Source organism: Streptomyces sp. NPDC004284 (assembly GCF_042874035.1).
Lineage (GTDB): Bacteria > Actinomycetota > Actinomycetes > Streptomycetales > Streptomycetaceae > Streptomyces.
This window is the reverse complement of record NZ_JBIAMJ010000010.1, coordinates 139,074-158,460: the sequence shown is the minus strand read 5'-3', so window position 1 is coordinate 158,460 and position 19,387 is coordinate 139,074. Positions and strand designations below refer to the sequence as shown.

The following is a 19,387-nucleotide window of genomic DNA, read 5'->3' as shown; positions in this document are numbered from 1 at the left end:
GTCGGAAACCACCGGTGGGCGCCGAGTCGTCCGAAACGGCCCCGGCGAGGGCGTAAGACCCCTTGCATGGCTTCCTCCTTTCCGTACCTCCGGCAGGACTTCGCCGCCTCCCTCGTCGTCTTCCTCGTCGCGCTGCCGCTCTGCGTCGGCGTGGCCCTCGCCTCCGGCGTCCCCGCCGAACTCGGTCTCGTCACCGGCATCGTCGGCGGCGTCGTCACCGGCCTCATGCGGGGCAGCAGCATCCAGGTCTCCGGCCCCGCCGCCGGCCTCACCGTCCTCGTCCTCGACGCCGTCCGGACCCTGGGCCCGGCCGGGCTCGGCGTCGCCGTGCTCCTCGCGGGTCTGCTCCAGGTCGCCATGGGCCTGCTGCGCTGGGGCCGCTGGTTCCGGGCCATCTCCCTCTCCGTCGTCGAGGGGATGCTCGCCGGGATCGGCCTCGTCATCGTGGCCGGCCAGCTCTACGCCGCGGCCGGACTCGACGCCCCGGCCTCCGGCCCGGCCAGGCTCCTCGGACTGCCCGCCGCCCTCGGACGCGCGGTGACCGCCGGGGAGACGCTCGCCCCGCTCGCCGTGGCCGCCGCCACGATCCTCCTGATCGTCGGCTGGCGGCACCTGCCCCGCAGGGTGCGGGCCGTGCCCGGCGCGCTCGTCGCCGTCCTCCTCGCGGCGCTCGTCACCGCCGTGTTCGACCTGCCGGTGGCGACCGTGCGGGTGAGCGGGGTGCTGGACGCCGTGCGGCTGCCGGGAGCCGACGGGCTCTCCGCCCTGACCGACCTGGCCCTGATCGGCACCGTCCTGGCCTTCGCGCTGATCGCCTCCGCGGAGTCCCTGTTCAGCGCGGCGGCCGTGGACCGGCTGCACGACGGCCCGCCCACCGACTACGACAAGGAACTGCTGGCCCAGGGCTTCGGCAACACGCTGTGCGGCCTGCTGGGGGCGCTGCCCATGACCGCCGTGATCGTCCGCAGCTCGGCCAACCTCCAGGCGGGCGGCAGGACCAAGGCCTCCCGGGTGCTCCACGGGCTGTGGCTGCTGCTCTTCGCCGCCCTGCTGCCCGGCACCCTGGAGTACGTGCCGCTCGCGGCGCTCGCCGGCATCCTCGTCCACGCGGGCTGGAAGCTGATCCCCTTCCGGGGCCTCGTCGCCCTGTGGCGGGGCCACCGCGGCGAGGCGCTCGTCCTCGTGGTGACGGCCCTGGCGATCGTCACCATGAACATGCTCGAAGGCGTCCTGATCGGACTCGCCGTCTCGGTCGCCAAAGCGGCCTGGGACGCCTCGCACCTCCGCGTCGACCACACGGACGAGGGCGAGGGGCCGATACGCGTCGGCCTGTCGGGCACGGTGACCTTCCTGCGGCTGCCGAAGATCCTCGACACCCTCGAATCCCTGCCGCGTGACCGCCCGGTCGTGCTGGACCTCTCGGGACTCCACCACCTCGACCACGCCTGCCGGGCGGCGCTCGACTCCTGGGCCGACCGCCACCGCACGGCCGGCGGCCCCGCCGCCGTGCACCTCCACGGGCCGCCGGAGCGGCACCCGGCCCGCCCCGCGGACGCCTGAGCGCCGGGGCCGGACGGCCGGGCCGGGCCGGGTGGCGAACCCGGCCCGGCCCGGGCCCGTCCGTGGTGCGCGGACTACCAGATCGCCTCGATCCACTCCGGGTGGTCGATGAACGGGTTCCGGTTGTGCTGGTAGGTGTTGTAGATGACGTCGTTGCGGCGCTCCTCGAAGGCGCTCGGCGGGTCCTGCTCGTTCCACTGCTTCAGGACCGAGAGGCGGCCGTGGAAGGGCGTGCTGCCGTTGTTGGAGGACTCGTCGGGCTCCAGGTCGGGCCAGCCGTCGTCGCCCTCGTACCGCACGGCCATGTAGAGGATCATGCGGGCCACGTCGCCCTTGTCCGCGTCGCGCGGCTCGAAGGAGTCGCTGTCCGTGTAGGCGCCCGGCGCGCCGCTGACCGGGGAGCCGCCGTTGTCCCAGTCCTTGTTGCCGCGGGTGCTGTTGACCTGGACGTCGCAGGCGCGCAGGTGGTGCAGGTCGGTGCCGGGGCCGGCCGAGGTGCCGAAGTTGCCGTGGGACTGGGCCCAGGTGTGCTCGCGGTTCCAGTCGCCGACGGAACCCCCGTTGAGGGACTTGCTGCGCGAGACGCCGCTGTAGAGCAGGATCACGTTGTTGGTGTTGTTCGGGTCCTGGTCGGTGACCTTCAGCGCGTTCCAGACCGCGTCGTACGAGATCTTGCTCTGGCTGCTGATGATGGTGTGCAGCGCGGACTTGAGGCTCGTGCCGCTCTTGCCGATGGCGTCCTTGTAGTACGTGGAGTCGTACGCCGTGGTCGTGGCGCTCGCGGGAGTCGCGGCGACCGTGGGGAGCGTGACGCCGACGAGGGTGGCGGCGGCGGCCGCCGCCCACACCTTCCAACTGCGGGTCCGCACAACGGACATGGGGGGCCCTTTCCCGAGGACGGTACGCGCGGGACAACGGGCGCCGACTCGACGGGGCCGTTGTCTACGCGTGTTGACTGCCTGTCATCGGGAGAGTGGCACACGTCAGGTACCTGTCATGTAACGGGGAGGAGGCTGTTCCGTGACGTTCTCGCATACGGCGGAACCGGGACCCTCAGACGCCCCTGACGTCCACCGGCATCCCCTTCGGCTCCTTGATCCGCTTCATGATGATCTGCGAGTTCACCTCGGTGACCCCGGCCAGCGTCGTCAGCCGCTCGATCCACAGCCGCTCGTACGCCGCGAGGTCCGCCACCGCGATCCGCAGCAGGCAGCCGGGGCTCCCGAACAGCCGGTACGCCTCGATCACGTCCGGCACGTCCTGGAGCGCCTCCTCGAAGGCCTCCACCGTCTCCCGGTCCCGCCGCACCTCCACCGAGACGAGGACCTCGAAGCCGCGCCCCACCGCCTCCGGATCGATGATCGCCCGGTAGCCCCGGATCACCCCGTCCTGCTCCAGCTGGCGCACCCGGCGCAGACAGGGAGAGGGGCTGAGCCCGACCCGCTGGGCCAGCTCCTGGTTGCTCAACCGGCCGTCGTTCTGGAGCTCGCGCAAGATATGGAGATCGATTCGGTCCATGACGCAATTATCTACCACGCTGAAACAAAGGAGAGGCTGATTTCGCAATCGCCTTGCGCGCCTCCTGTCCTATCGTTGCGGCCGCAGGAGAAATGGGTACGGAGTGAGGACGGCAGGCATGAAGCGGACGAACGACGGGGGAGCGCGCCGGATCGTCGTCATCAGCACCGGCGGCACGATCGCCAGCCGCTGGCAGGGCACCGGCTACGCGGCCGACGCCTCCGGGAACGACGTCCTGGCCACCGCCCCCCTCCCCGAGGGCGTCACCGTCGAGGTCGTCGACCTGTTCAACGTGAACAGCTCCCGCATGACCTCGGCCCACCAGCTCGCCCTGCTGCGCACGGTCCACGAGACCTTCGCCGACCCCGGCGTCGACGGCATCGTCGTCACCCACGGCACCGACACCCTGGAGGAGACGGCCTTCCTCCTGGACCTCCACCACAGCGACCCCCGCCCGGTCGTCCTCACCGGCGCCCAGCGCCCCTTCGGCACCGGCGACGGCGACGGCCCCGGCAACCTCTACGACGCCCTCCAGGTCGCCTCCACCGTCCGCGACCTCGGCGTCCTCGTCGTCTTCGACGGGCGCGTCCACGCGGCGCGCGGCACCGTGAAGACCCAGACCCTCGCCGCCGACGCCTTCTCCGACCCCTCCATCGAGCGCCTCGGCCGCGTCGGGTTCTCCCGCGTCGACATCGAGCGGCAGCCGGAGCGCCCCGCCCCGCTGCCCCTGCCGGCCGCCGCGCGGACCGCGGACCCCGGAGCCACCGGCTCCGACGCCACCCCGCTGCCCCGCGTCGACATCATCACGCACCACTCCGACGGCGACCCGCTCCTGCTGAACGCCGCCGTCGCCGCCGGCGCCCGGGGCATCGTCCTGGTCGCCACCGGCGCCGGCAACGCGACCCCCGAGATCGCCGCCGCCGTGGCCGACGCGGTCGCCCAGGGCGTCCTCGTCGCCGTCACCACCCGTGTCCCCGCGGGGCCGCTGGCCGAGATATACACCGGCGGCGGCGCGGTCGACCTCGTCGCCGCCGGGGCCCTGCTCACCGGCACCCTCCGGGCCGGCCAGGCCCGCATCGCCCTCCTCTCCACGCTCCTCGCCGAAGGCGTCACCGGCGCGGGCGACCCCGCCCGCGGCACCACCCTCCTGCGCCGCCTCCTCGAAGGACCGGTCCGCGACGAGCCCGCCCTCGCCACCGGCCACTCCCGTTCGGCCTCGGCGGTCGCCGCCCGCGCCTGACCGGCCCCCAGTCCCCGGCTCGCGGGCGGAGCCCTCCCCCTCCGCCCGCCCGCGAGCCGGAATCAACCCGCTCCACCGGCGCCCCGCGCGCCGGGCAGCTCCGCCGTGCCCGGAACCGGTCGCCGTACCCCACCCTCCCCACCCTCCCGGCTCTCCCCAAGGACGGCTTCCCCATGGTTCCCGCACCGGCCCCGCACGACCTCCCCGTCCGCCGCGAGCACGATCTGCTCGGTGACCGGGACGTTCCCGCCGAGGCCTACTGGGGTGTCCACACCCTGCGCGCCACCGAGAACTTCGCCATCACGGGCACGCCCATCTCCGCCTACCCCCTCCTGATCGACGCGCTCGCCGCCGTCAAGGAGGCCGCCGCCCGCGCCAACGAGGAGCTCGGGCTGCTGCCCTCCGACAAGGCCGACGCCATCGTCGGCGCCTGCCGGGAGATCCGTACGGGACACCTCCACGACCAGTTCGTCGTGGACGTCGTCCAGGGCGGCGCGGGCACCTCCACCAACATGAACGCCAACGAGGTCGTCGCCAACAGGGCCCTGGAGCTCCTCGGCCACGCCAAGGGCGAGTACACCCACCTCCACCCCAACGAGGACGTCAACCTCGGCCAGTCCACCAACGACGTCTACCCGACCGCGATCCGCATCGCCGCGATCGGCGCCGCCCGCGAGCTCCTGAAGGCCATGGCCGTCCTGCAGGACGCCTTCGCCGCCAAGGCCCTGGAGTTCCGCGAGGTCGTGAAGATGGGCCGCACCCAGCTCCAGGACGCGGTGCCCATGACGCTGGGCCAGGAGTTCTCCACGTACGCCGTGATGCTGGAGGAGGACCGCGGCCGGCTCGCCGAGGCGATCGAGCTCATCCACGAGATCAACCTCGGGGCCACCGCCATCGGCACCGGCCTCAACGCCGCCCCGGGCTACACCGAGGCCGCGCGTCGCAACCTCGCCGAACTGACCGGCCTGCCGCTCGTGACCTCCGCCAACCTCATCGAGGCCACCCAGGACTGCGGTGCCTTCGTCCAGCTCTCCGGCGTCCTCAAGCGGATCGCGGTCAAGCTCTCCAAGACCTGCAACGACCTGCGCCTGCTCTCCTCGGGCCCGCGCGCGGGCCTCGGCGAGATCAACCTGCCGCCGGTGCAGGCCGGTTCCAGCATCATGCCGGGCAAGGTCAACCCGGTGATCCCCGAGGTCGTCAACCAGGTCGCCTTCGAGGTGATCGGCAACGACATCACCATCACCATGGCGGCGGAGGCGGGACAGCTCCAGCTCAACGCCTTCGAGCCGGTCATCTTCCACGCCCTCTCGAAGAGCCTGCTCTCCCTCCGCGCCGCCTGCCTCACCCTGGCCGAGCGCTGTGTCACCGGCATCACCGCCAACACCGAGGCGCTCCGCGCGGCCGTGGAGAACTCCATCGGTCTCGCGACCGCGCTCAATCCGCACCTCGGCTACACGGCCGCCACCGCCATCGCCCAGGAGGCGCTGGCCACCGGCCGGGGGGTCGTCGAACTCACGGTGGAGAAGGGCCTGTTGCCCGCCCATCGCCTCGCCGAACTCCTCACCCCCGAACGCCTCACCGGCGCCCCCGGTCCCGCCGTCCTCTGAGGCGGTGCGGTCAAGAGGGCCTCTCCGGACGTAAGTTACCCGTCGGTTTCTCGTGACTTCCTCGGCGGCCGGTCGTAGAACGTGTTCCCATTCACTTCCGAGTGAGGAAGATCGCATGAGTGAACACCCCCTGTCCGCCCGGGGAAGTCACGGGGTCAGCCGCCGCCGCTTTCTCTCGGGAACGGGTTCTGTTCTCGGCGCCGCCGCCCTCGCCGGAACGATCACGGCCCCCGCCCGCGCCGAGGTCCCCGGCCTGAACTGCACCCCCATCCCCGACGGCGCCCAGGTGCGCGCCCTCGTCATCGGCACCGGTTACGGAGGTTCCGTCGCGGCCCTCCGGCTCGCCCGCGCCGGCGTCGACGTCCACATGATCGAGATGGGCATGGCCTGGGACACCCCCGGGCCGGACGGCAAGATCTTCGCCAACACCACCAAGCCGGACTACCGGTCCTTCTGGCTGCGCACCCGCACCAAGCAGCCGCTGAGCCAGTTCCTCGGCTTCCCGCTCGACAAGGACGTGCCGATCCACACCGGCATCCTCGACGCCGAGGACTTCGCCGGCATCACCGTCTACCAGGGGCGCGGCGTCGGCGGCGGCTCCCTCGTCAACGGCGGCATGGCCGTCACGCCGCTCCGGGAGCGCTTCCCGGCGATCCTCCCGACCGTCGACCCGGCCGAGATGTACTCCACCTACTACCCGCGCGCCAACGCGGGCCTGGGCGTCACGCCGGTGGACGTGAACTGGTGGGAGAGCCAGGACTGCTACCAGTACGCGCGCGTGGGCCGCAAGCACGCCGAGCGCTCCGGCTTCCCCTTCGTCTTCGTGCCCAACGTCTACGACTGGGACTACATGAAGCAGGAGGCCGCCGGGCTCGTCCAGAAGTCCGCCCTGGAGGGCGAGGTCATCTACGGCAACAACGCCGGCAAGAAGAGCCTCCAGAAGACCTACCTCGCCCAGGCCGCCGCCACCGGCCGCGTGAACGTCTCCCCGCTCCACCGGGTGACCTCGGTCAGCCCCGCGGCCGCGGGCGGCTACACCGTCGTCATCGACCAGATCGACACCACCGGCGCCACCCTCGTCACCAAGACCGTCCGTGCCGACCGGGTCTTCTTCGCCGCGGGCAGCGTCGGCACCAGCAAACTCCTCACCCGCCTCAAGGCCACCGGCGCCCTGCCCCTGCTGAACGAGTACATCGGCAAGGGCTGGGGCGACAACGGCAACGTCATGTGCGGCCGCGCCAACCACATGTGGGACCCCACCGGGACGCTCCAGTCCGCCATGCCCACCGCGGGCATCGACAACTGGGACGCCGGCGGGGCCTTCTCCGAGGTCGCCCCGCTGCCCACCGGCATCGAGACCTACGCCTCCTTCTACCTCTCCATCACCCGCACCCCGCGCCGCGCCGAGTTCACCTGGAACCCGACCACCGGCAAGGTCGACCTGAGCTGGGACCGGGCCTGGAAGCAGACCTCCATCGACATGGCCAGGTCCATCTTCGACAAGATCAACAGCAAGGAGGGGACGATCTACCGGACCGACCTCTTCGGCGCCTACAAGATCTGGGGCGACCACCTCACCTACCACCCGCTCGGCGGCGCCGTCCTCGACCAGGCGACCGACAACCACGGACGCCTCCACGGCTACCAGGGCCTCTACGCCATCGACGGCTCGCTCATCCCCGGCAACACCAGCGTCAACCCGTTCGTCACCATCACGGCCCTCGCCGAACGCAACATCGAACGGATCATCGCCGAGGACTTCTGAACCGAGGACCTCGCCCCCACGCGAGAGAGGGGCCGGCCGGAACCCCGGCCGGCCCCTCCTCGCGCGCTCAGTGCGTCGGCAGCACGCACACCGTGTCGAGCCCGAGCACCCGGTTCAGCCGCCCGAACGCCAGCCACGACCCCAGGCTCATCGTCAGCTCCACGATCTCCGCCTGGCTGTACCGCGCCGTCATCCGCGCCCAGAACTCCTCGTCCAGGCCGTGGTGGTCGAGCGCGTACCGCTCCGCGTACTCGGCCGCGAGCCGCGTCCGCTCGTCGAAGGCCTCCGAGACCTCCGTCTCGCGCCACGCGGCGACGAGCGCGTCGAAGCCCTCCTCGACCTTCTCCCCGTCCCGGTCGGTGCGCCAGTCCAGACAGAAGCCGCAGCCGTTGATCTGAGCGATCCGCAGCCGCGCCGCCTCGAACTCGCGCAGCCCCAGGGTCGTGTGGGCGTACACCGACAGCGAGAAGTTCGCCGCCGCCGTCCCGATCTCCGGGACCATGTCGCCCCACACGTACCCGATCGGCTCCTGGCCCTCGGGAATGTCGATGATCATCGTGGTCTCCTCCCCAGTTTCCCGACCGCCGGCCGCAGCGGCACGTCCAGCGCGTCGTACAGTCCCGGCTCCGCCGCCACCAGCCACTCGATCGCCCCGACGAGGCGTCCCACGGCCGTGGCGTTCCCGCCCGCCGACCGGTTCTCGCCCTCGTCGGTCGCCGCCACCGTCACCTCGATCCGGGGACTGCCCTCGACGATCACCCGGTGCGCGCCCGCCCCGTCCGGCGGCACCGGCCAGTCCGGCGCGCACGAGGGATGGATGCGGGTGACGTGCTCGATCACGATGCGGGGCTCCCCGCCGACGATCCCCTGCACCTCGAAGCGGATCGCGCCCTGCGTCCCCGCCTCGAAGACGCCCATCGTCCGGGTCTTCACCGTGGACTCCAGCGGGCGCCGCTCCATCGTCTCGCGGATCTCGTCGAGTTCGGCCCCGAGCGCGCGGGCCATCAGCCGTATCTGACCGCCCCAGATCATGGTCGGCACCGAGGGCCACAGCATGGGCGGCTCGTACTCCATCGGCCGCCCCATCCCCACCAGTTCGCGGACCGACTCCTCCTGCTCGTACGTCGAGTAGTCGAAGATCTCCTGGCAGCGGATCACGTCCACCGTGGCGGCGAGCCCGCTCACCAGGAGCGGCAGCACGTCGTTGCCCCAGCCCGGGTCGACGCCCGACACGAACAGCGAACCGCCGCCCTCCGCGACCGCCGCGAGCACCGGATCCCGGAACTCGGGCGGCGCCTCGCGCTGGTCGTACAGCGGATACAGCGCGGGCGTCACCACCACCGCGCCCGCCGCCACCGCCCTCGCCACATCGGCGAGCGCCCCGTCGGGCCGGGTGTCGCCGGAGGCCGCGTACACCACCGCCCCCGGCCGTCCGTCGAGGACCGCGCCGACGTCGTCGCCGGCGACCACTCCGAGATCGCGCCCGAGCCCCGCGAGCCGGCCCGCGTCCCGCCCCACCTTGGCCGGGTCGGACACGAGCACGGCCGCGAGCTCCAGGCCAGGATGGGCGTCCACGGCGCGAATGGCCGCGCGCCCGACGTTTCCGGTACCCCACACCACCGTCCGAATCATGCGCGGAGGGTAGCGCCGGGCCCCGAAGGTTCCCAGACCCGCGACGCGACGATCTGACGGATCGTCAGTAAGGGGCTTCCGTCAGGCCAGCCGCAGCGCCACGAACGGAATCGTGTCCCCCGGCAGGACGTACCGCTCCACCTCCACGAAGCCGCGCGCCAGCGCGAACCGCAGCCCCTCCTCGTTCGAGGCGAGCACCACCGTCTCCACGCCCCCGTCGCTCAGCGTCCGCGCGTGCGCGAGCCCCCGCTCGTACAGCGCGGTCCCGAAGCCCCGCCCCCGGTACCCGGGCAGCGTCCGGGCGATCACGGTCGCCGCCGGGGTCTCCTCGTCGGGCGGGCGCACCGTCGAACACCCCACCGCCACCTCCCCGAGGTACGCGACGTCGAGCCGGTTCCGGCCCGCCCGCTCCCGCACCTCCTCGGGGGAGAGCACCGCCGTCGGGATGATCGTGTTGTGCACGGCCCGCCAGTCGGCGAGCTGCTCCTCGGTCCGCGCCTGTTCGATACGAAGATCATTCATCCCCGCAGGAAAGCGCGGCCGCCCCGCCCGGTCAACCTCTTTCCGGTCGGGCTCTTCCCGGTTCGGCTCTTCCCGGCCCCGGAGACGCGTCCGTACGGGTGAGGGCGCGGTTCCGGCGGCAGTGCCGCCCGCCGAACGGGTACGGATCGCTGCATTGCCCCCGGCCAGGAGGATGCCGTCCCATGCCCGTCCGCAAGGGCGCCCCCGCGCTGCTGAGCGCCGGCACACTGTGCGCGGCCCTGTTGCTCACCGGCTGCGCGAGCCCCGCCCCGCCCGCACCCGCCCCACCCGCCTCGACGACCGCGCCCGCCTCGGGCGACAGCCGCCCCGCCCAGGGCCCGCCGGGCGTGGCCGCCAACGACCTCGCGTCCGCCCCGGTCGCCACGCCCCGGATCCCCGGCATCGGCCCCGCCACCCAGGCCCTCGTGCCCGCCGCCACCACCCAGGCCCTCGTCGTCACCGGCGCCACCGCCGATTCCAACACGGCCCTCGTCAGCCTCTACTCCCGTGCCGCGACCGGCCGGTGGACCGAGATCGCCGGACCGTGGCCGGCCCACAACGCCCTCCGGGGCTGGACCGACGACCACACCGCCGGCGACCTGCGCAGCCCCATCGGGGTCTTCCGGATCGGTGACGCGGGCGGCCTGCTGCCCGACCCCGGCGCCCGGCTCCCGTACGACCAGGACGAGGAGTTCGAGATCAGCGGCACCGGCCTCTCCGGCGAACCCCTCGAAGGCTCCTTCGACCATGTGATCGCCATCGACTACAACCGGGTGCCCGGCCGCTCCCCGCTCGACAGGGAACGCCCCCTCGGCGAGGAGAAGGGCGGCGGGGTCTGGATCCACGTCGACCACGGCGGACCGACCCAGGCCTGCGTCGCCCTGGACCGCGAGGTGCTGCGCGAACTCCTGCGCGCCCTCGACCCGGCCGCCGAACCGGTCGTGGTCATGGGCCCGGCACCGGAGCTCGCCCGCTGACGGCCCGCGCGGCGCCGGGACCGGTCCCGGCGCCGCGCGGCGTCAGTTCCCGCCGCCGGACCCGACCGCCCCGCGGAACGAGGCCGTGTGCTCGCGGACCTGCTCCGGCGTCAGATACGCGTCCGTGTACTCGAAGTCCCGCAGCGTCCCCGCCTTCGAGGCCAGGAACCCGGTCCGCACGTAGTCGTCGCCCGCGACGGCGTTGAGCAGCCAGTTCGTCATCACCCGGGTCTTGGCCACGTTCGTCCGCAGCGCCGCCCAGTGGTAGCCGCGGGCCACGGCCTGCGCGGGTGCCCCGTGCAGCTCCACGCCGAGCGGCTTCGACACCCCGTCCATGCCGCCCAGGTCCACCACGAGACCCAGGTCCTTGTGCGTGTACGGGCGGGTCCGCTCGTTCCGCAGCGTCGCGACCAGGTTGTCGGCGAGGGCCTTGCCCTGCCGCATCGCGTGCTGCGCGGTCGGCGGGCAGATCGCGCCCTCCTCGCCCTTGGCGAGATCGGGGACCGCCGCCGCGTCGCCGAGCGCCCACACCCCGTCGAGCCCGGGTACGGCCATCTCGGCCGAGACGGCGAGCCGGCCCCGGACGGTCTCCGCGCCGAGCGTGCCGATCAGCGGGCTCGCGGCCACGCCGGCCGTCCAGATCAGCGTCCGGCTCGGCAGCACCCGCCCGTCCGTGAGCGTCACCGTCTCCTCGTCCACCGAGGCCACGGAGACGCCGAGGGACACCTCGATGCCGCGCTTCGTCAGGATGTCCATGGCGGCGGAGCCCAGCTTCTCGCCCAGCTCGGGCATCAGCTTCGGCGCGATGTCCACCAGGTGCCACTTGATGAGGTCGGGGTCGAGCCGCGGGTACCGCTTGACGGCGTTCGCGGTGAGCAGCTGGAGGCAGGCCGCCGTCTCCGTCCCCGCGTATCCGCCGCCGACCACCACGAACCGCAGCCGCGCGGCCCGCTCCTCCTCGTCGTCGCTCGCGTCCGCCAGGTCCAGCTGGGCGATGACGTGGTCGCGGATGTAGACGGCCTCCGCGAGCGTCTTCATCCCGCGCGCGTGGTCGGCGAGCCCCGGGATGTCGAAGGTGCGGGTGACGCTGCCGGGCGCCAGGACGAGATGGTCGTACGGCTCCGTCACGTACTCCCCGGAGATCGTCCGCACCACGCAGACCTTCGACGCCGTGTCGATGCCGACCACGCCGCCCGGGACGATCCGGGTCCGGTGCCGCTGGCTGCGCCGCAGGGAGAGCGCGACCGACTGCGGGGTCAGCACGCCCGCGGCCACCTGGGGGAGCAGCGGCAGGTACAGCTGGTACGAGAACGGCGAGAGGAGCGTGATCAGTGCCTCCCGCTCCGCGAGGCGCCGTTCGAGCCGCCGTACGCAGCCCACTCCGGCGAAACCGGCGCCCACCACGAGAATCCTCGGTCGCGTCACGCTGTCCGCCCTTCCGTATGAGCGTCGTTTCACCCTTTTTATCGTGATTGGTGAGGTATCGCTCCTCGGGTTACGTTGCGGAAGGAGTTCCCACGGCCCCCCACGGAAGGCGGAACAGCGCGCATGACCACGTACAAGGTCGGCTACTTCGTCGGCAGTCTGTCGGTCACGTCCATCAACAGGATCCTGTCCCGTGCGCTCCTCCGCGTGGCGCCGCCGGGCATGGAGTTCCAGGAGATCCCCATCAAGGACCTCCCGCTCTACAACCACGACTTCGACGCCGACTACCCGCCGGAGGGCAGGGCGCTCAAGGACGCCATCGCGTCCGTCGACGCCGTCCTCTTCATCACCCCCGAGTACAACCGGTCCATCCCCGGCGCCCTCAAGAACGCCATCGACTGGGCCAGCCGTCCCTGGGGCACGAACTCCTTCACCCACAAGCCGTCCGCCGTCATCGGCACCTCGCCGGGCAAGATCGGCACCGCCGTCGCCCAGCAGAGCCTCCGCTCGGTGCTCTCCTTCTGCAACTCCCCGCAGATGAACGCCCCGGAGGCGTACATCCAGTTCACCCCGGGGCTGTTCGGCGAGGACGGCGAGGTCACCGACCCGACGACCCAGCAGTTCCTGAGCGACTTCATGGCCGACTTCAAGGCCTTCGTGGAGCGGGTCCTCACCGTCCTGCCGCCCCAGCGCTGAGTCCCGTACGGGCGTCAGAGGACCGCGATCCCGAGCGGCCGCGAGCCCGCCGGGAGCCGGCGGGTGTCGCCCGTGCCGAGGTCGACGACGGTCAGACCGTCCCAGTACCCGTCCCGGGTGAAGCCGCCCGTCACATAGGCGGTGCGGCCGTCCCGGGACACGGCCACGCTCTCGTGCGGGCCCTCCAGCGGATAGACCCGCTCGGCCCCGCCGGGCGTGCGCACCGTCAGGGAGGGCCCCTCGTCCACGTCCGGATCGATCGGCCCCGTGCCCACCGTCAGGAGCGTGCCGTCGGCGGTGACGGTCGTGCCGTGCTGATGGGTGTTCGCCGTCATCGGCTCGATCGTCGTCCGCCCGGTCCGGGGGTCCACCACCGCGAGCCGCTCGCCCTCGAAGGGCAGCAGCAGCTTCCCGTCCGAGGGCCGTACGGCCGTGTAGTGCGGCTTGAGCCAGGAACCGAGCCCGCCCTCCGTGCCGTACGGGGCGACCTCGATCCGGCGCGGCTCCAGCGTCCCCGCCGCGACGACCGTCACGTCGAAGGAGTCGTGGTCCGTCGCGTACACCTCGCCGCCGTCCCGCGACACGTCCACGTCGAACGGGCGCCGGCCGACCGGGACGACGTCCGTGACCTTCAGCGCCGCCGTGTCGACGACCTCCAGGGCGCCGTTCCCGCCGGGCACGTTGACCCCCACGTACACCCGCCGCCCGTCGGGCGCGAGCGCGATGCCCATGCCGCCGCCCCGGTACTCGCCCGTGGTCACCGGCCCGGTGTCCGTGCGGTACGGGATCAGCGCCAGGCGCTTCCGGCCCGCCGTGTCCACGACGGCCACGCCCTCGGCGGTCGCCACCCAGGCCCGCCCGTCCCCGCCGACGGCCAGACCGTACGGCGCGGTGCCGACCTCCACGGAGCCGGTGGCGCCCCGCGCGGGGTCGACGAACGTGACCGTGTCGGAGCCGAAGTCGGTGACGAGCAGGGTGCCCGGGGCGACGGTGCCGTCCGGGTCGGGCGTCACGGTGACGGGGGAGCCGGGGGTGGGCGATCCGGCCGCCGGGGAGGTCCCGGCGGGTGCCGCCGGGCCGGTCGCCGAGGCCGCCCCTCCGGAGCCCTGGGCGCAGCCCGCGAGCAGGGCCACGGCCACGGCGCCGGGCACGAGCACCCGGGCGGCACGGGACGAACGGCGGAACTTCGGCATGACGGACTCCTCGGTACGGCGACCGCGCGGACGGCCCCGCCGGGGGTCCGCGCCCTGCCCCGATCCTCCACCCGCGCCCACCGCCGCCCGGTCCGCCGCCCGGCCCCTCCTGGTGGGCGGGACGGCCGACACCGGGGTCCACCGATCGGTCGATCCCCGGGGCTCACCCCTTGAGGGCCTCCAGGAAGCACAGCACCCGCTCGGCGCACAGCCCGGCCGCCTCCGGCACGTGGTCCGGCGTGCCGCGCTCCGTGAACAGGTGGGCCGTCCCCGGGTACAGGAACAGCTCCCGGTCCCCGGCACCCGCCACCAGCCCGCGCGCCGCCGCCAGGTCCCCGTCGCCGACGAAGTACGGATCGGCGTCCATGCCGTGCACCTGTACGGGCACGCCCTCCGGCCACTCCGCGCCGAAGGCGGCCACCGGCACGCAGGCGGCGAACAGCAGGGCGCCGGCGGCCCCGGGCCGGGTCTGCGCCAGCTTCTGCGCGGGCAGCACGCCGAGCGAGAACCCGGCGTACACGATCTCCCCGGGCAGCTCCTCGGCCGCCCGCTCGCCCCGCGCCACGAGCGCGTCGAAGCCGACCTCCTGGGCGTACCCGACGCCGGCCTCCAGGTCCTCGAACGTACGCCCCTCGTACAGATCGGGCACGTGCACCGTGTGCCCGGCCCGCCGCAGTCCGTCGGCGAACGCCTCGACGCCCGCCGTCAGCCCGAGCGCGTGGTGGAAGAGCAGTACCTCGGCCATGTCGTCATCCCCTGTGTCACCGTACGGTCACGTCGCGGGGCAGCATGACGTACGCCACTGACAACGGTGCGGCGGACGAGGTCAGCGCATCGGCCGGTGCGGGACGACGGCGCCCGCCTGGCCCACCATGCCCGCCGGACCGCCGACGCCCATGGGACCGACGGAACCCATCGGTCCGGTGACGCCCATCGGAGCGCCGGCACCGGGGTGCGGAGCACCGACGTGCGCGACGGCGCCCTGAGGGCCGGGGACCCCCTGCGGAGGCATCTGGATGTAACGGCTCAGATCCCGCAGAACCTCCTCGGCGACCTGGCGGACGTCACCGGGAACGTCCCCCCGCTCCCGTATGAGCTCGGCATAGATCGGTGCCGTGCCGTCCGCGTGGTTCATGGGGCTCGCTTCCTCGTTCCTGCGCCGGCTTCCGTCACCGACGGGCAGACGGCGAGTCTACGGGGCACCACCGACACGCCCGGGCTCGGGAGCCCGGTCGGCACCCCACGGGCCGCCGCGGTTCGAAATTCGTTGTCCTTCCCGGCCCGCCCCGCCCGAGAATGGATCACCGAACACACGGGAGGGACCCCCATGAGCCAGGCGACCCTGACTCTGCACGACCTGATGCCGCCCGACGAACTCGCCGCCGCCCTCGCGGACGGCCACGTCACGCGCAAGCACCACCCCGAGCTGCCGCTGTCGATCTACACGTACACGCGCGCGTGCCAGTACGCCCAGCACTGGAACCGGGCCACCACACGGTGTCGCGGGCTCGTCGCCGACGACACCACCGGGCGGATCGTCGCGCTCCCCCTCCCCAAGTTCTTCAACCTGTCCGAGCACGCCGCCGGCCGCCCGTACGCGCCCCCGCTGCCCGACGAACCCTTCGAGGTGTACGACAAGGTCGACGGCAGCCTCGCGGTCGTCTTCCACTACGCCGACCGCTGGCACGTCGCCTCCAAGGGCTCCTTCACCAGCGGCCAGGCCGCCTGGGCGCAGCGCCGCCTCGACGCCGCGGACACCACCGGTCTGACCCCCGGCGTCACCTACCTCGCCGAGATGCTCTACCCGGGCAACCGCATCGTCGTGAACTACGGCGAGCGCCGCGACCTCGTGCTGCTCGCGGCCTTCGGCCCGGACGGCACCGAGATACCCCTCGCCGAGGCCGCCGAGGGGTGGCGGCCCCTCGGCTCCGTCGTCCGCGTCTGGCCCGCCATGCGCGTCGACGAGCTCGTCGCCCTGACCGAGTCCAGCACCCTGCCCGGCGGCCGCCCGGCCACCGGCACCGACGCCGAGGGCTTCGTCCTGCGCTTCGCCTCCGGCCTGCGCGCCAAGGCCAAGCTCAGCGAGTACGTACGCCTCCACAAGGTGCTCACCGGCGTCACCGAGCGGGACGTCTGGCGCGGCCACGGCATCCAGCGCTTCGCCGACGTCCCGGCCGGCGAGCTGGCCAAGGGCCTCGGCTGCGCCGTCGCCGAGGTCGAGGCCGACGGAGGGAAGCCCCTCGACGCCCTCCTCGAACAGGTCCCGGACGAGTTCGACGCCTGGGTCCGCGAGGTGATCGACCGGCTCGAAACGGCCGCCGCCGACCGCGAGCGGGCCGTCGACGAGGCCTACGCCCGCCTCGCCCACCTCGCCGACGACCGGGCGGCCTTCGCCCGCGCCGCCGCCGGCGTCACCGACCGGGCCCTGCGCGCCCTGCTGTTCCTGCGCCTCGACGGGCGCCGCACCGACCTGCTCGTCTGGCGGCAGCTGCGCCCCGAGGCCACCGACCCCTTCGCCCACGACGAGGAGAACCGACCGTGCCTGTCGTCCACCTCATGACCGGTCTCCCGGCCTCCGGGAAGACGACGGCCGCCCGCGCCCTCCAGGCCGCCGCCGAGGGCCGGGTGCGCCGCGTCAACCTCGACGACCTCCGCGCCATGCTCGACCTTCCCGCCCCGGAGCGGGGCCGCTCCCACAGCCATGAGCAGACCGTGCTCGGCATCCAGGACGCCGCCGTCCGCGCGGCCGTCGACGGCGGCTTCGACGTCGTCGTCGACAACACACACCTGACCCCGCACATCCCCAAGCGGCTCAAGGCGGCCGTCGGCGGCCTGGCCACCTTCGTCGTCCACGACTTCACCGGCGTGCCCGTCGACGAGTGCGTCCGCCGCGACGCCGCCCGCGAGCGGCCCGTCGGCGAGGAGATCATCCGCATCCTCGCCGAGAAGCACGCCAAGGCCACCCGGGGCGGCTGGCGCCTCACCGCGGACTGGCTCAACGACCGTCCCGCCGTCGGAGAGCCCTACGTCCCCGACCCGGCGCTGCCCACCGCCGTCATGTGCGACATCGACGGCACCCTCGCGCTGCGCGTCGACCGGGGCCCGTACGACTTCAGCCGCTGCGACCGCGACCTGGTCAACCCCTCCGTGCGCGACGCCCTGCGGGCCTTCCGGCACACCGAGCGGGACCGGATCGTGCTGCTCTCCGGGCGCAGCGAGGACCACCGGGCCCTCACCGAGAGCTGGCTCGCCCGCCACGAGGTGCCGTACGACGAGCTGTGGATGCGGGCCTCCGGCGACGGCCGCGGCGACGACCTGGTGAAGGCGGAGCTCTTCGACGCCCACGTCCGCCACCGGTACGCGGTCCGGGTCTCCCTGGACGACCGCGATCGCGTGGTCGCCCTCTGGCGCCGGATGGGCCTGCCCACCTGGCAGGTCAACTACGGCGCCTTCTGACCGGGCCCCGGCCGCACGGGGACGGGGGTGGGACCGCCCGCCCCCGCCGCCGTGTCAGGATCGTGGGATGGTGGAGAAGATCATCGCGGCGTGCGACGGCGCGTCCAAGGGAAACCCCGGCCCCGCGGCCTGGGCATGGGTCATCGGCCGCGCCGACGGGGCGATCGACCGCTGGGAGGCGGGCCCCCTCGGCCGGGCGACCAACAACGTGGCGGAACTCACGGCCCTGGAGCGCCTCCTGGAGGCCCTCGACCCGGCCGTGCCCGCCGAGGTCCGCATGGACTCGCAGTACGCCATGAAGGCCGTCACGACCTGGCTCCCCGGCTGGCGCCGCAAGGGCTGGAAGACCGCCGCGGGCACCCCCGTCGCCAACAAGGACCTGGTCGTCCGGATCGACGCGCTGCTCACCGGCCGGGACGTCGACTTCGTCTACGTCCCCGCGCACCAGGTCGACGGCGACCCCCTCAACGACGCCGCCGACCGCGCGGCCAGCCACTCCGCCCGTACGCAGGAGCCCCTGGTCTCCGGCGCCGGGGTCGAGCTGCCCCCGGCGGAGCCCGCCGCACGCGCCTCCACGCCCCGGGCGCGCTCCTCTGCGCCCCGTAAGGGGCCCGCGAGCGCCGGCGGGGGGTCCGCCCGCAGGAGTCGCCCGTCCGGCGGCACCCTGAACGCGAAATTCCCGGGCCGCTGCCGCTGTGGTCGTGCCTACGACAAGGGCGAGACCATCGCGAAGAACTCCGACGGCTGGGGCCATCCCACCTGCGTCTGAACCGGCGGGCCGTCCGACTGGCGGGCGGCCCCGTCCGGCCCGTGAGACCGGCCGGACCGGTCGCACGGCAGGCTTCACCCCCTCGTGGACGCCGGTTCTCCCAGGGTTCTGTTCTCGGAGCGGTTGTGGCTGCATACTGTTCCTCCTCGCACCTGGTGACGAACCGTTTTACCTGCTCATTTGTCGTTCTCCCGACACCTCCGGAACCAGGCGAGACCCTCCCTCCTGCTGCCGCCGCGGCCTCCCCGCGGCGGGAGTCGTCCCTGCCCGTGAAAGACCCGAGGTTCCGTGCCAGTACCTGTTCTCCTGACCGGGCGCTCCGTGCGCCTGGAGCCGCTGGCGATGCGGCACGCCGAAGCCCTCGCGCGGGCCGGCGGGGCGGACCGATCGGCCTACGCCTTCACCCCCGTACCCGACGGCCTCGAATCGGCCCTCGACTACATCGCCCGCGCCCTCGCCGACCAGGCGGCAGGCCGTTGCCTGCCCTTCGCCCTGGTCAGTACGGCCGACGAACGAGTCATCGGCTCGACCCGCTTCCTCGAACTCGACTACTGGCGGGGCCCGCTCATCTGGCCGCCCGTCCCCGGCATGCCCCACGGCGATCCGCTGACCGCCGTCCCGGACGCCGCCGAGATCGGGAACACCTGGATCGCGGGCGACGCCCGGGGCACCGGCATCAACACCGAGGCCAAGTACCTCATGCTCCGGCACGCCTTCGAGGTCTGGGGCGTCCGCCGCATCAGCATGCGCGCCGACGCCCGCAACACCCGCTCCAGAATCGCCATCGAGCGCCTCGGGGCGACCTGCGAGGGCATCCGCCGCGCCCACTCCCGCGGCCTCGACGGAGCCGTCCGGGACACGGCCTTCTACTCGATCCTCGACGAGGAATGGCCCACCGTCCGGGACATCATCGAACTGCGCCTCTCCACCCCCCGGCAGGTGCGCATCCCGCAGGACCTGCTGCCGGCCTGAGGCCGGGACGGGACGTGGTCACCCCGTGACCACGTCCCGTGCACACCGGCGCTCG

At 73.1% G+C, this 19,387-nt stretch carries 19 protein-coding genes; 10 read left to right on the top strand and 9 right to left on the bottom strand.

Annotated features, from left to right (window positions below; translation table 11 throughout):
• Window positions 1-66: 66 nt before the first annotated feature.
• Window positions 67-1,560, top strand: coding sequence for a SulP family inorganic anion transporter (locus ACFYUS_RS25190; RefSeq protein ID WP_388856241.1), 1,494 nt, complete (start codon window positions 67-69; stop codon window positions 1,558-1,560).
• 74 nt (window positions 1,561-1,634) lie between these two features.
• On the opposite strand, the gene ACFYUS_RS25185 is transcribed toward ACFYUS_RS25190, so the two are convergent.
• Entirely contained in the window at window positions 1,635-2,438 is an 804-nt protein-coding gene (locus ACFYUS_RS25185; RefSeq protein ID WP_388856238.1) for an endonuclease I family protein, read from the bottom strand.
• A gap of 175 nt (window positions 2,439-2,613) precedes the next feature.
• Window positions 2,614-3,078, bottom strand: a complete 465-nt coding sequence (locus tag ACFYUS_RS25180) for an Lrp/AsnC family transcriptional regulator (RefSeq protein ID WP_041127603.1) — start codon at window positions 3,076-3,078, stop codon at window positions 2,614-2,616.
• A gap of 118 nt (window positions 3,079-3,196) precedes the next feature.
• Here ACFYUS_RS25180 and ACFYUS_RS25175 point away from each other — a divergent pair, with 118 nt between their 5' ends.
• From ACFYUS_RS25175 to ACFYUS_RS25165, 3 genes are all read left to right on the top strand, one after another.
• Entirely contained in the window at window positions 3,197-4,318 is a 1,122-nt protein-coding gene (locus ACFYUS_RS25175) for an asparaginase (protein WP_388856235.1), read from the top strand.
• 173 nt (window positions 4,319-4,491) lie between these two features.
• Complete coding sequence (aspA, locus tag ACFYUS_RS25170; protein ID WP_388856233.1) at window positions 4,492-5,925, top strand: aspartate ammonia-lyase; 1,434 nt, start codon at window positions 4,492-4,494, stop codon at window positions 5,923-5,925.
• Between the two features lie 115 nt (window positions 5,926-6,040).
• The gene (locus tag ACFYUS_RS25165) at window positions 6,041-7,690 is read left to right on the top strand and encodes a GMC oxidoreductase (protein ID WP_388856230.1); all 1,650 of its coding nucleotides are present in this window, start codon (window positions 6,041-6,043) and stop codon (window positions 7,688-7,690) included.
• Window positions 7,691-7,757: 67 nt separating this feature from the next.
• Here the strand turns inward: ACFYUS_RS25165 and ACFYUS_RS25160 are convergent, their stop codons facing one another.
• The 3 genes from ACFYUS_RS25160 to ACFYUS_RS25150 all read right to left on the bottom strand — a co-directional run bounded on the left by ACFYUS_RS25160 (window position 7,758) and on the right by ACFYUS_RS25150 (window position 9,844).
• Complete coding sequence (locus ACFYUS_RS25160) at window positions 7,758-8,246, bottom strand: carboxymuconolactone decarboxylase family protein (RefSeq protein WP_388856227.1); 489 nt, start codon at window positions 8,244-8,246, stop codon at window positions 7,758-7,760.
• Window positions 8,243-9,322 (bottom strand): dihydrodipicolinate reductase, encoded by a 1,080-nt coding sequence (locus tag ACFYUS_RS25155; protein WP_388856225.1) that lies wholly within the window; start codon window positions 9,320-9,322, stop codon window positions 8,243-8,245. Before ACFYUS_RS25155 ends, ACFYUS_RS25160 begins: the two co-directional genes overlap by 4 nt.
• A gap of 81 nt (window positions 9,323-9,403) precedes the next feature.
• Complete coding sequence (locus tag ACFYUS_RS25150) at window positions 9,404-9,844, bottom strand: GNAT family N-acetyltransferase (protein WP_388856222.1); 441 nt, start codon at window positions 9,842-9,844, stop codon at window positions 9,404-9,406.
• Window positions 9,845-10,026: 182 nt separating this feature from the next.
• Here ACFYUS_RS25150 and ACFYUS_RS25145 point away from each other — a divergent pair, with 182 nt between their 5' ends.
• Complete coding sequence (locus tag ACFYUS_RS25145; protein ID WP_388856220.1) at window positions 10,027-10,821, top strand: hypothetical protein; 795 nt, start codon at window positions 10,027-10,029, stop codon at window positions 10,819-10,821.
• A 42-nt stretch (window positions 10,822-10,863) separates the two neighbouring features.
• On the opposite strand, the gene ACFYUS_RS25140 is transcribed toward ACFYUS_RS25145, so the two are convergent.
• Window positions 10,864-12,246: an NAD(P)/FAD-dependent oxidoreductase gene (locus tag ACFYUS_RS25140; RefSeq protein ID WP_388856218.1), complete on the bottom strand. Its 1,383-nt coding sequence runs from the start codon at window positions 12,244-12,246 to the stop codon at window positions 10,864-10,866.
• 123 nt (window positions 12,247-12,369) lie between these two features.
• Here ACFYUS_RS25140 and ACFYUS_RS25135 point away from each other — a divergent pair, with 123 nt between their 5' ends.
• Window positions 12,370-12,942, top strand: coding sequence for an NADPH-dependent FMN reductase (locus tag ACFYUS_RS25135; RefSeq protein WP_388856215.1), 573 nt, complete (start codon window positions 12,370-12,372; stop codon window positions 12,940-12,942).
• A 14-nt stretch (window positions 12,943-12,956) separates the two neighbouring features.
• On the opposite strand, the gene ACFYUS_RS25130 is transcribed toward ACFYUS_RS25135, so the two are convergent.
• From ACFYUS_RS25130 to ACFYUS_RS25120, 3 genes are all read right to left on the bottom strand, one after another.
• Window positions 12,957-14,135, bottom strand: coding sequence for a hypothetical protein (locus ACFYUS_RS25130; protein ID WP_388856212.1), 1,179 nt, complete (start codon window positions 14,133-14,135; stop codon window positions 12,957-12,959).
• 163 nt (window positions 14,136-14,298) lie between these two features.
• Window positions 14,299-14,880, bottom strand: a complete 582-nt coding sequence (locus ACFYUS_RS25125; RefSeq protein ID WP_388856209.1) for a dienelactone hydrolase family protein — start codon at window positions 14,878-14,880, stop codon at window positions 14,299-14,301.
• Window positions 14,881-14,961: 81 nt separating this feature from the next.
• Complete coding sequence (locus tag ACFYUS_RS25120) at window positions 14,962-15,270, bottom strand: hypothetical protein (RefSeq protein WP_388856206.1); 309 nt, start codon at window positions 15,268-15,270, stop codon at window positions 14,962-14,964.
• A 192-nt stretch (window positions 15,271-15,462) separates the two neighbouring features.
• Here ACFYUS_RS25120 and ACFYUS_RS25115 point away from each other — a divergent pair, with 192 nt between their 5' ends.
• The 4 genes from ACFYUS_RS25115 (at window position 15,463) to ACFYUS_RS25100 (ending at window position 19,332) form a co-directional block, all read left to right on the top strand.
• Window positions 15,463-16,695: an RNA ligase gene (locus ACFYUS_RS25115; RefSeq protein ID WP_388856203.1), complete on the top strand. Its 1,233-nt coding sequence runs from the start codon at window positions 15,463-15,465 to the stop codon at window positions 16,693-16,695.
• Complete coding sequence (locus ACFYUS_RS25110; protein ID WP_388856200.1) at window positions 16,674-17,591, top strand: AAA family ATPase; 918 nt, start codon at window positions 16,674-16,676, stop codon at window positions 17,589-17,591. Before ACFYUS_RS25115 ends, ACFYUS_RS25110 begins: the two co-directional genes overlap by 22 nt.
• Before the next feature lie 67 nt (window positions 17,592-17,658).
• Window positions 17,659-18,360 carry a ribonuclease H gene (locus ACFYUS_RS25105; RefSeq protein WP_388856197.1) on the top strand — a complete coding sequence of 234 codons (702 nt, stop codon included), beginning with the start codon at window positions 17,659-17,661 and terminating at the stop codon, window positions 18,358-18,360.
• Between the two features lie 288 nt (window positions 18,361-18,648).
• Window positions 18,649-19,332 (top strand): GNAT family N-acetyltransferase, encoded by a 684-nt coding sequence (locus ACFYUS_RS25100; RefSeq protein WP_388856194.1) that lies wholly within the window; start codon window positions 18,649-18,651, stop codon window positions 19,330-19,332.
• Window positions 19,333-19,387: the final 55 nt, after the last annotated feature.

Coding starts and splice junctions, on each gene's coding strand:
- ACFYUS_RS25125 (WP_388856209.1), bottom strand. CDS start 14,880: ATGGCCGAGGTACTGCTCTTCCACCACGCGCTCGGGCTGACGGCGGGC.
- ACFYUS_RS25120 (WP_388856206.1), bottom strand. CDS start 15,270: ATGAACCACGCGGACGGCACGGCACCGATCTATGCCGAGCTCATACGG.
- ACFYUS_RS25130 (WP_388856212.1), bottom strand. CDS start 14,135: ATGCCGAAGTTCCGCCGTTCGTCCCGTGCCGCCCGGGTGCTCGTGCCC.
- ACFYUS_RS25105 (WP_388856197.1), top strand. CDS start 17,659: ATGGTGGAGAAGATCATCGCGGCGTGCGACGGCGCGTCCAAGGGAAAC.
- ACFYUS_RS25190 (WP_388856241.1), top strand. CDS start 67: ATGGCTTCCTCCTTTCCGTACCTCCGGCAGGACTTCGCCGCCTCCCTC.
- ACFYUS_RS25160 (WP_388856227.1), bottom strand. CDS start 8,246: ATGATCATCGACATTCCCGAGGGCCAGGAGCCGATCGGGTACGTGTGG.
- ACFYUS_RS25135 (WP_388856215.1), top strand. CDS start 12,370: ATGACCACGTACAAGGTCGGCTACTTCGTCGGCAGTCTGTCGGTCACG.
- aspA (WP_388856233.1), top strand. CDS start 4,492: ATGGTTCCCGCACCGGCCCCGCACGACCTCCCCGTCCGCCGCGAGCAC.
- ACFYUS_RS25180 (WP_041127603.1), bottom strand. CDS start 3,078: ATGGACCGAATCGATCTCCATATCTTGCGCGAGCTCCAGAACGACGGC.
- ACFYUS_RS25115 (WP_388856203.1), top strand. CDS start 15,463: ATGAGCCAGGCGACCCTGACTCTGCACGACCTGATGCCGCCCGACGAA.
- ACFYUS_RS25165 (WP_388856230.1), top strand. CDS start 6,041: ATGAGTGAACACCCCCTGTCCGCCCGGGGAAGTCACGGGGTCAGCCGC.
- ACFYUS_RS25145 (WP_388856220.1), top strand. CDS start 10,027: ATGCCCGTCCGCAAGGGCGCCCCCGCGCTGCTGAGCGCCGGCACACTG.
- ACFYUS_RS25155 (WP_388856225.1), bottom strand. CDS start 9,322: ATGATTCGGACGGTGGTGTGGGGTACCGGAAACGTCGGGCGCGCGGCC.
- ACFYUS_RS25185 (WP_388856238.1), bottom strand. CDS start 2,438: ATGTCCGTTGTGCGGACCCGCAGTTGGAAGGTGTGGGCGGCGGCCGCC.
- ACFYUS_RS25175 (WP_388856235.1), top strand. CDS start 3,197: ATGAAGCGGACGAACGACGGGGGAGCGCGCCGGATCGTCGTCATCAGC.
- ACFYUS_RS25150 (WP_388856222.1), bottom strand. CDS start 9,844: ATGAATGATCTTCGTATCGAACAGGCGCGGACCGAGGAGCAGCTCGCC.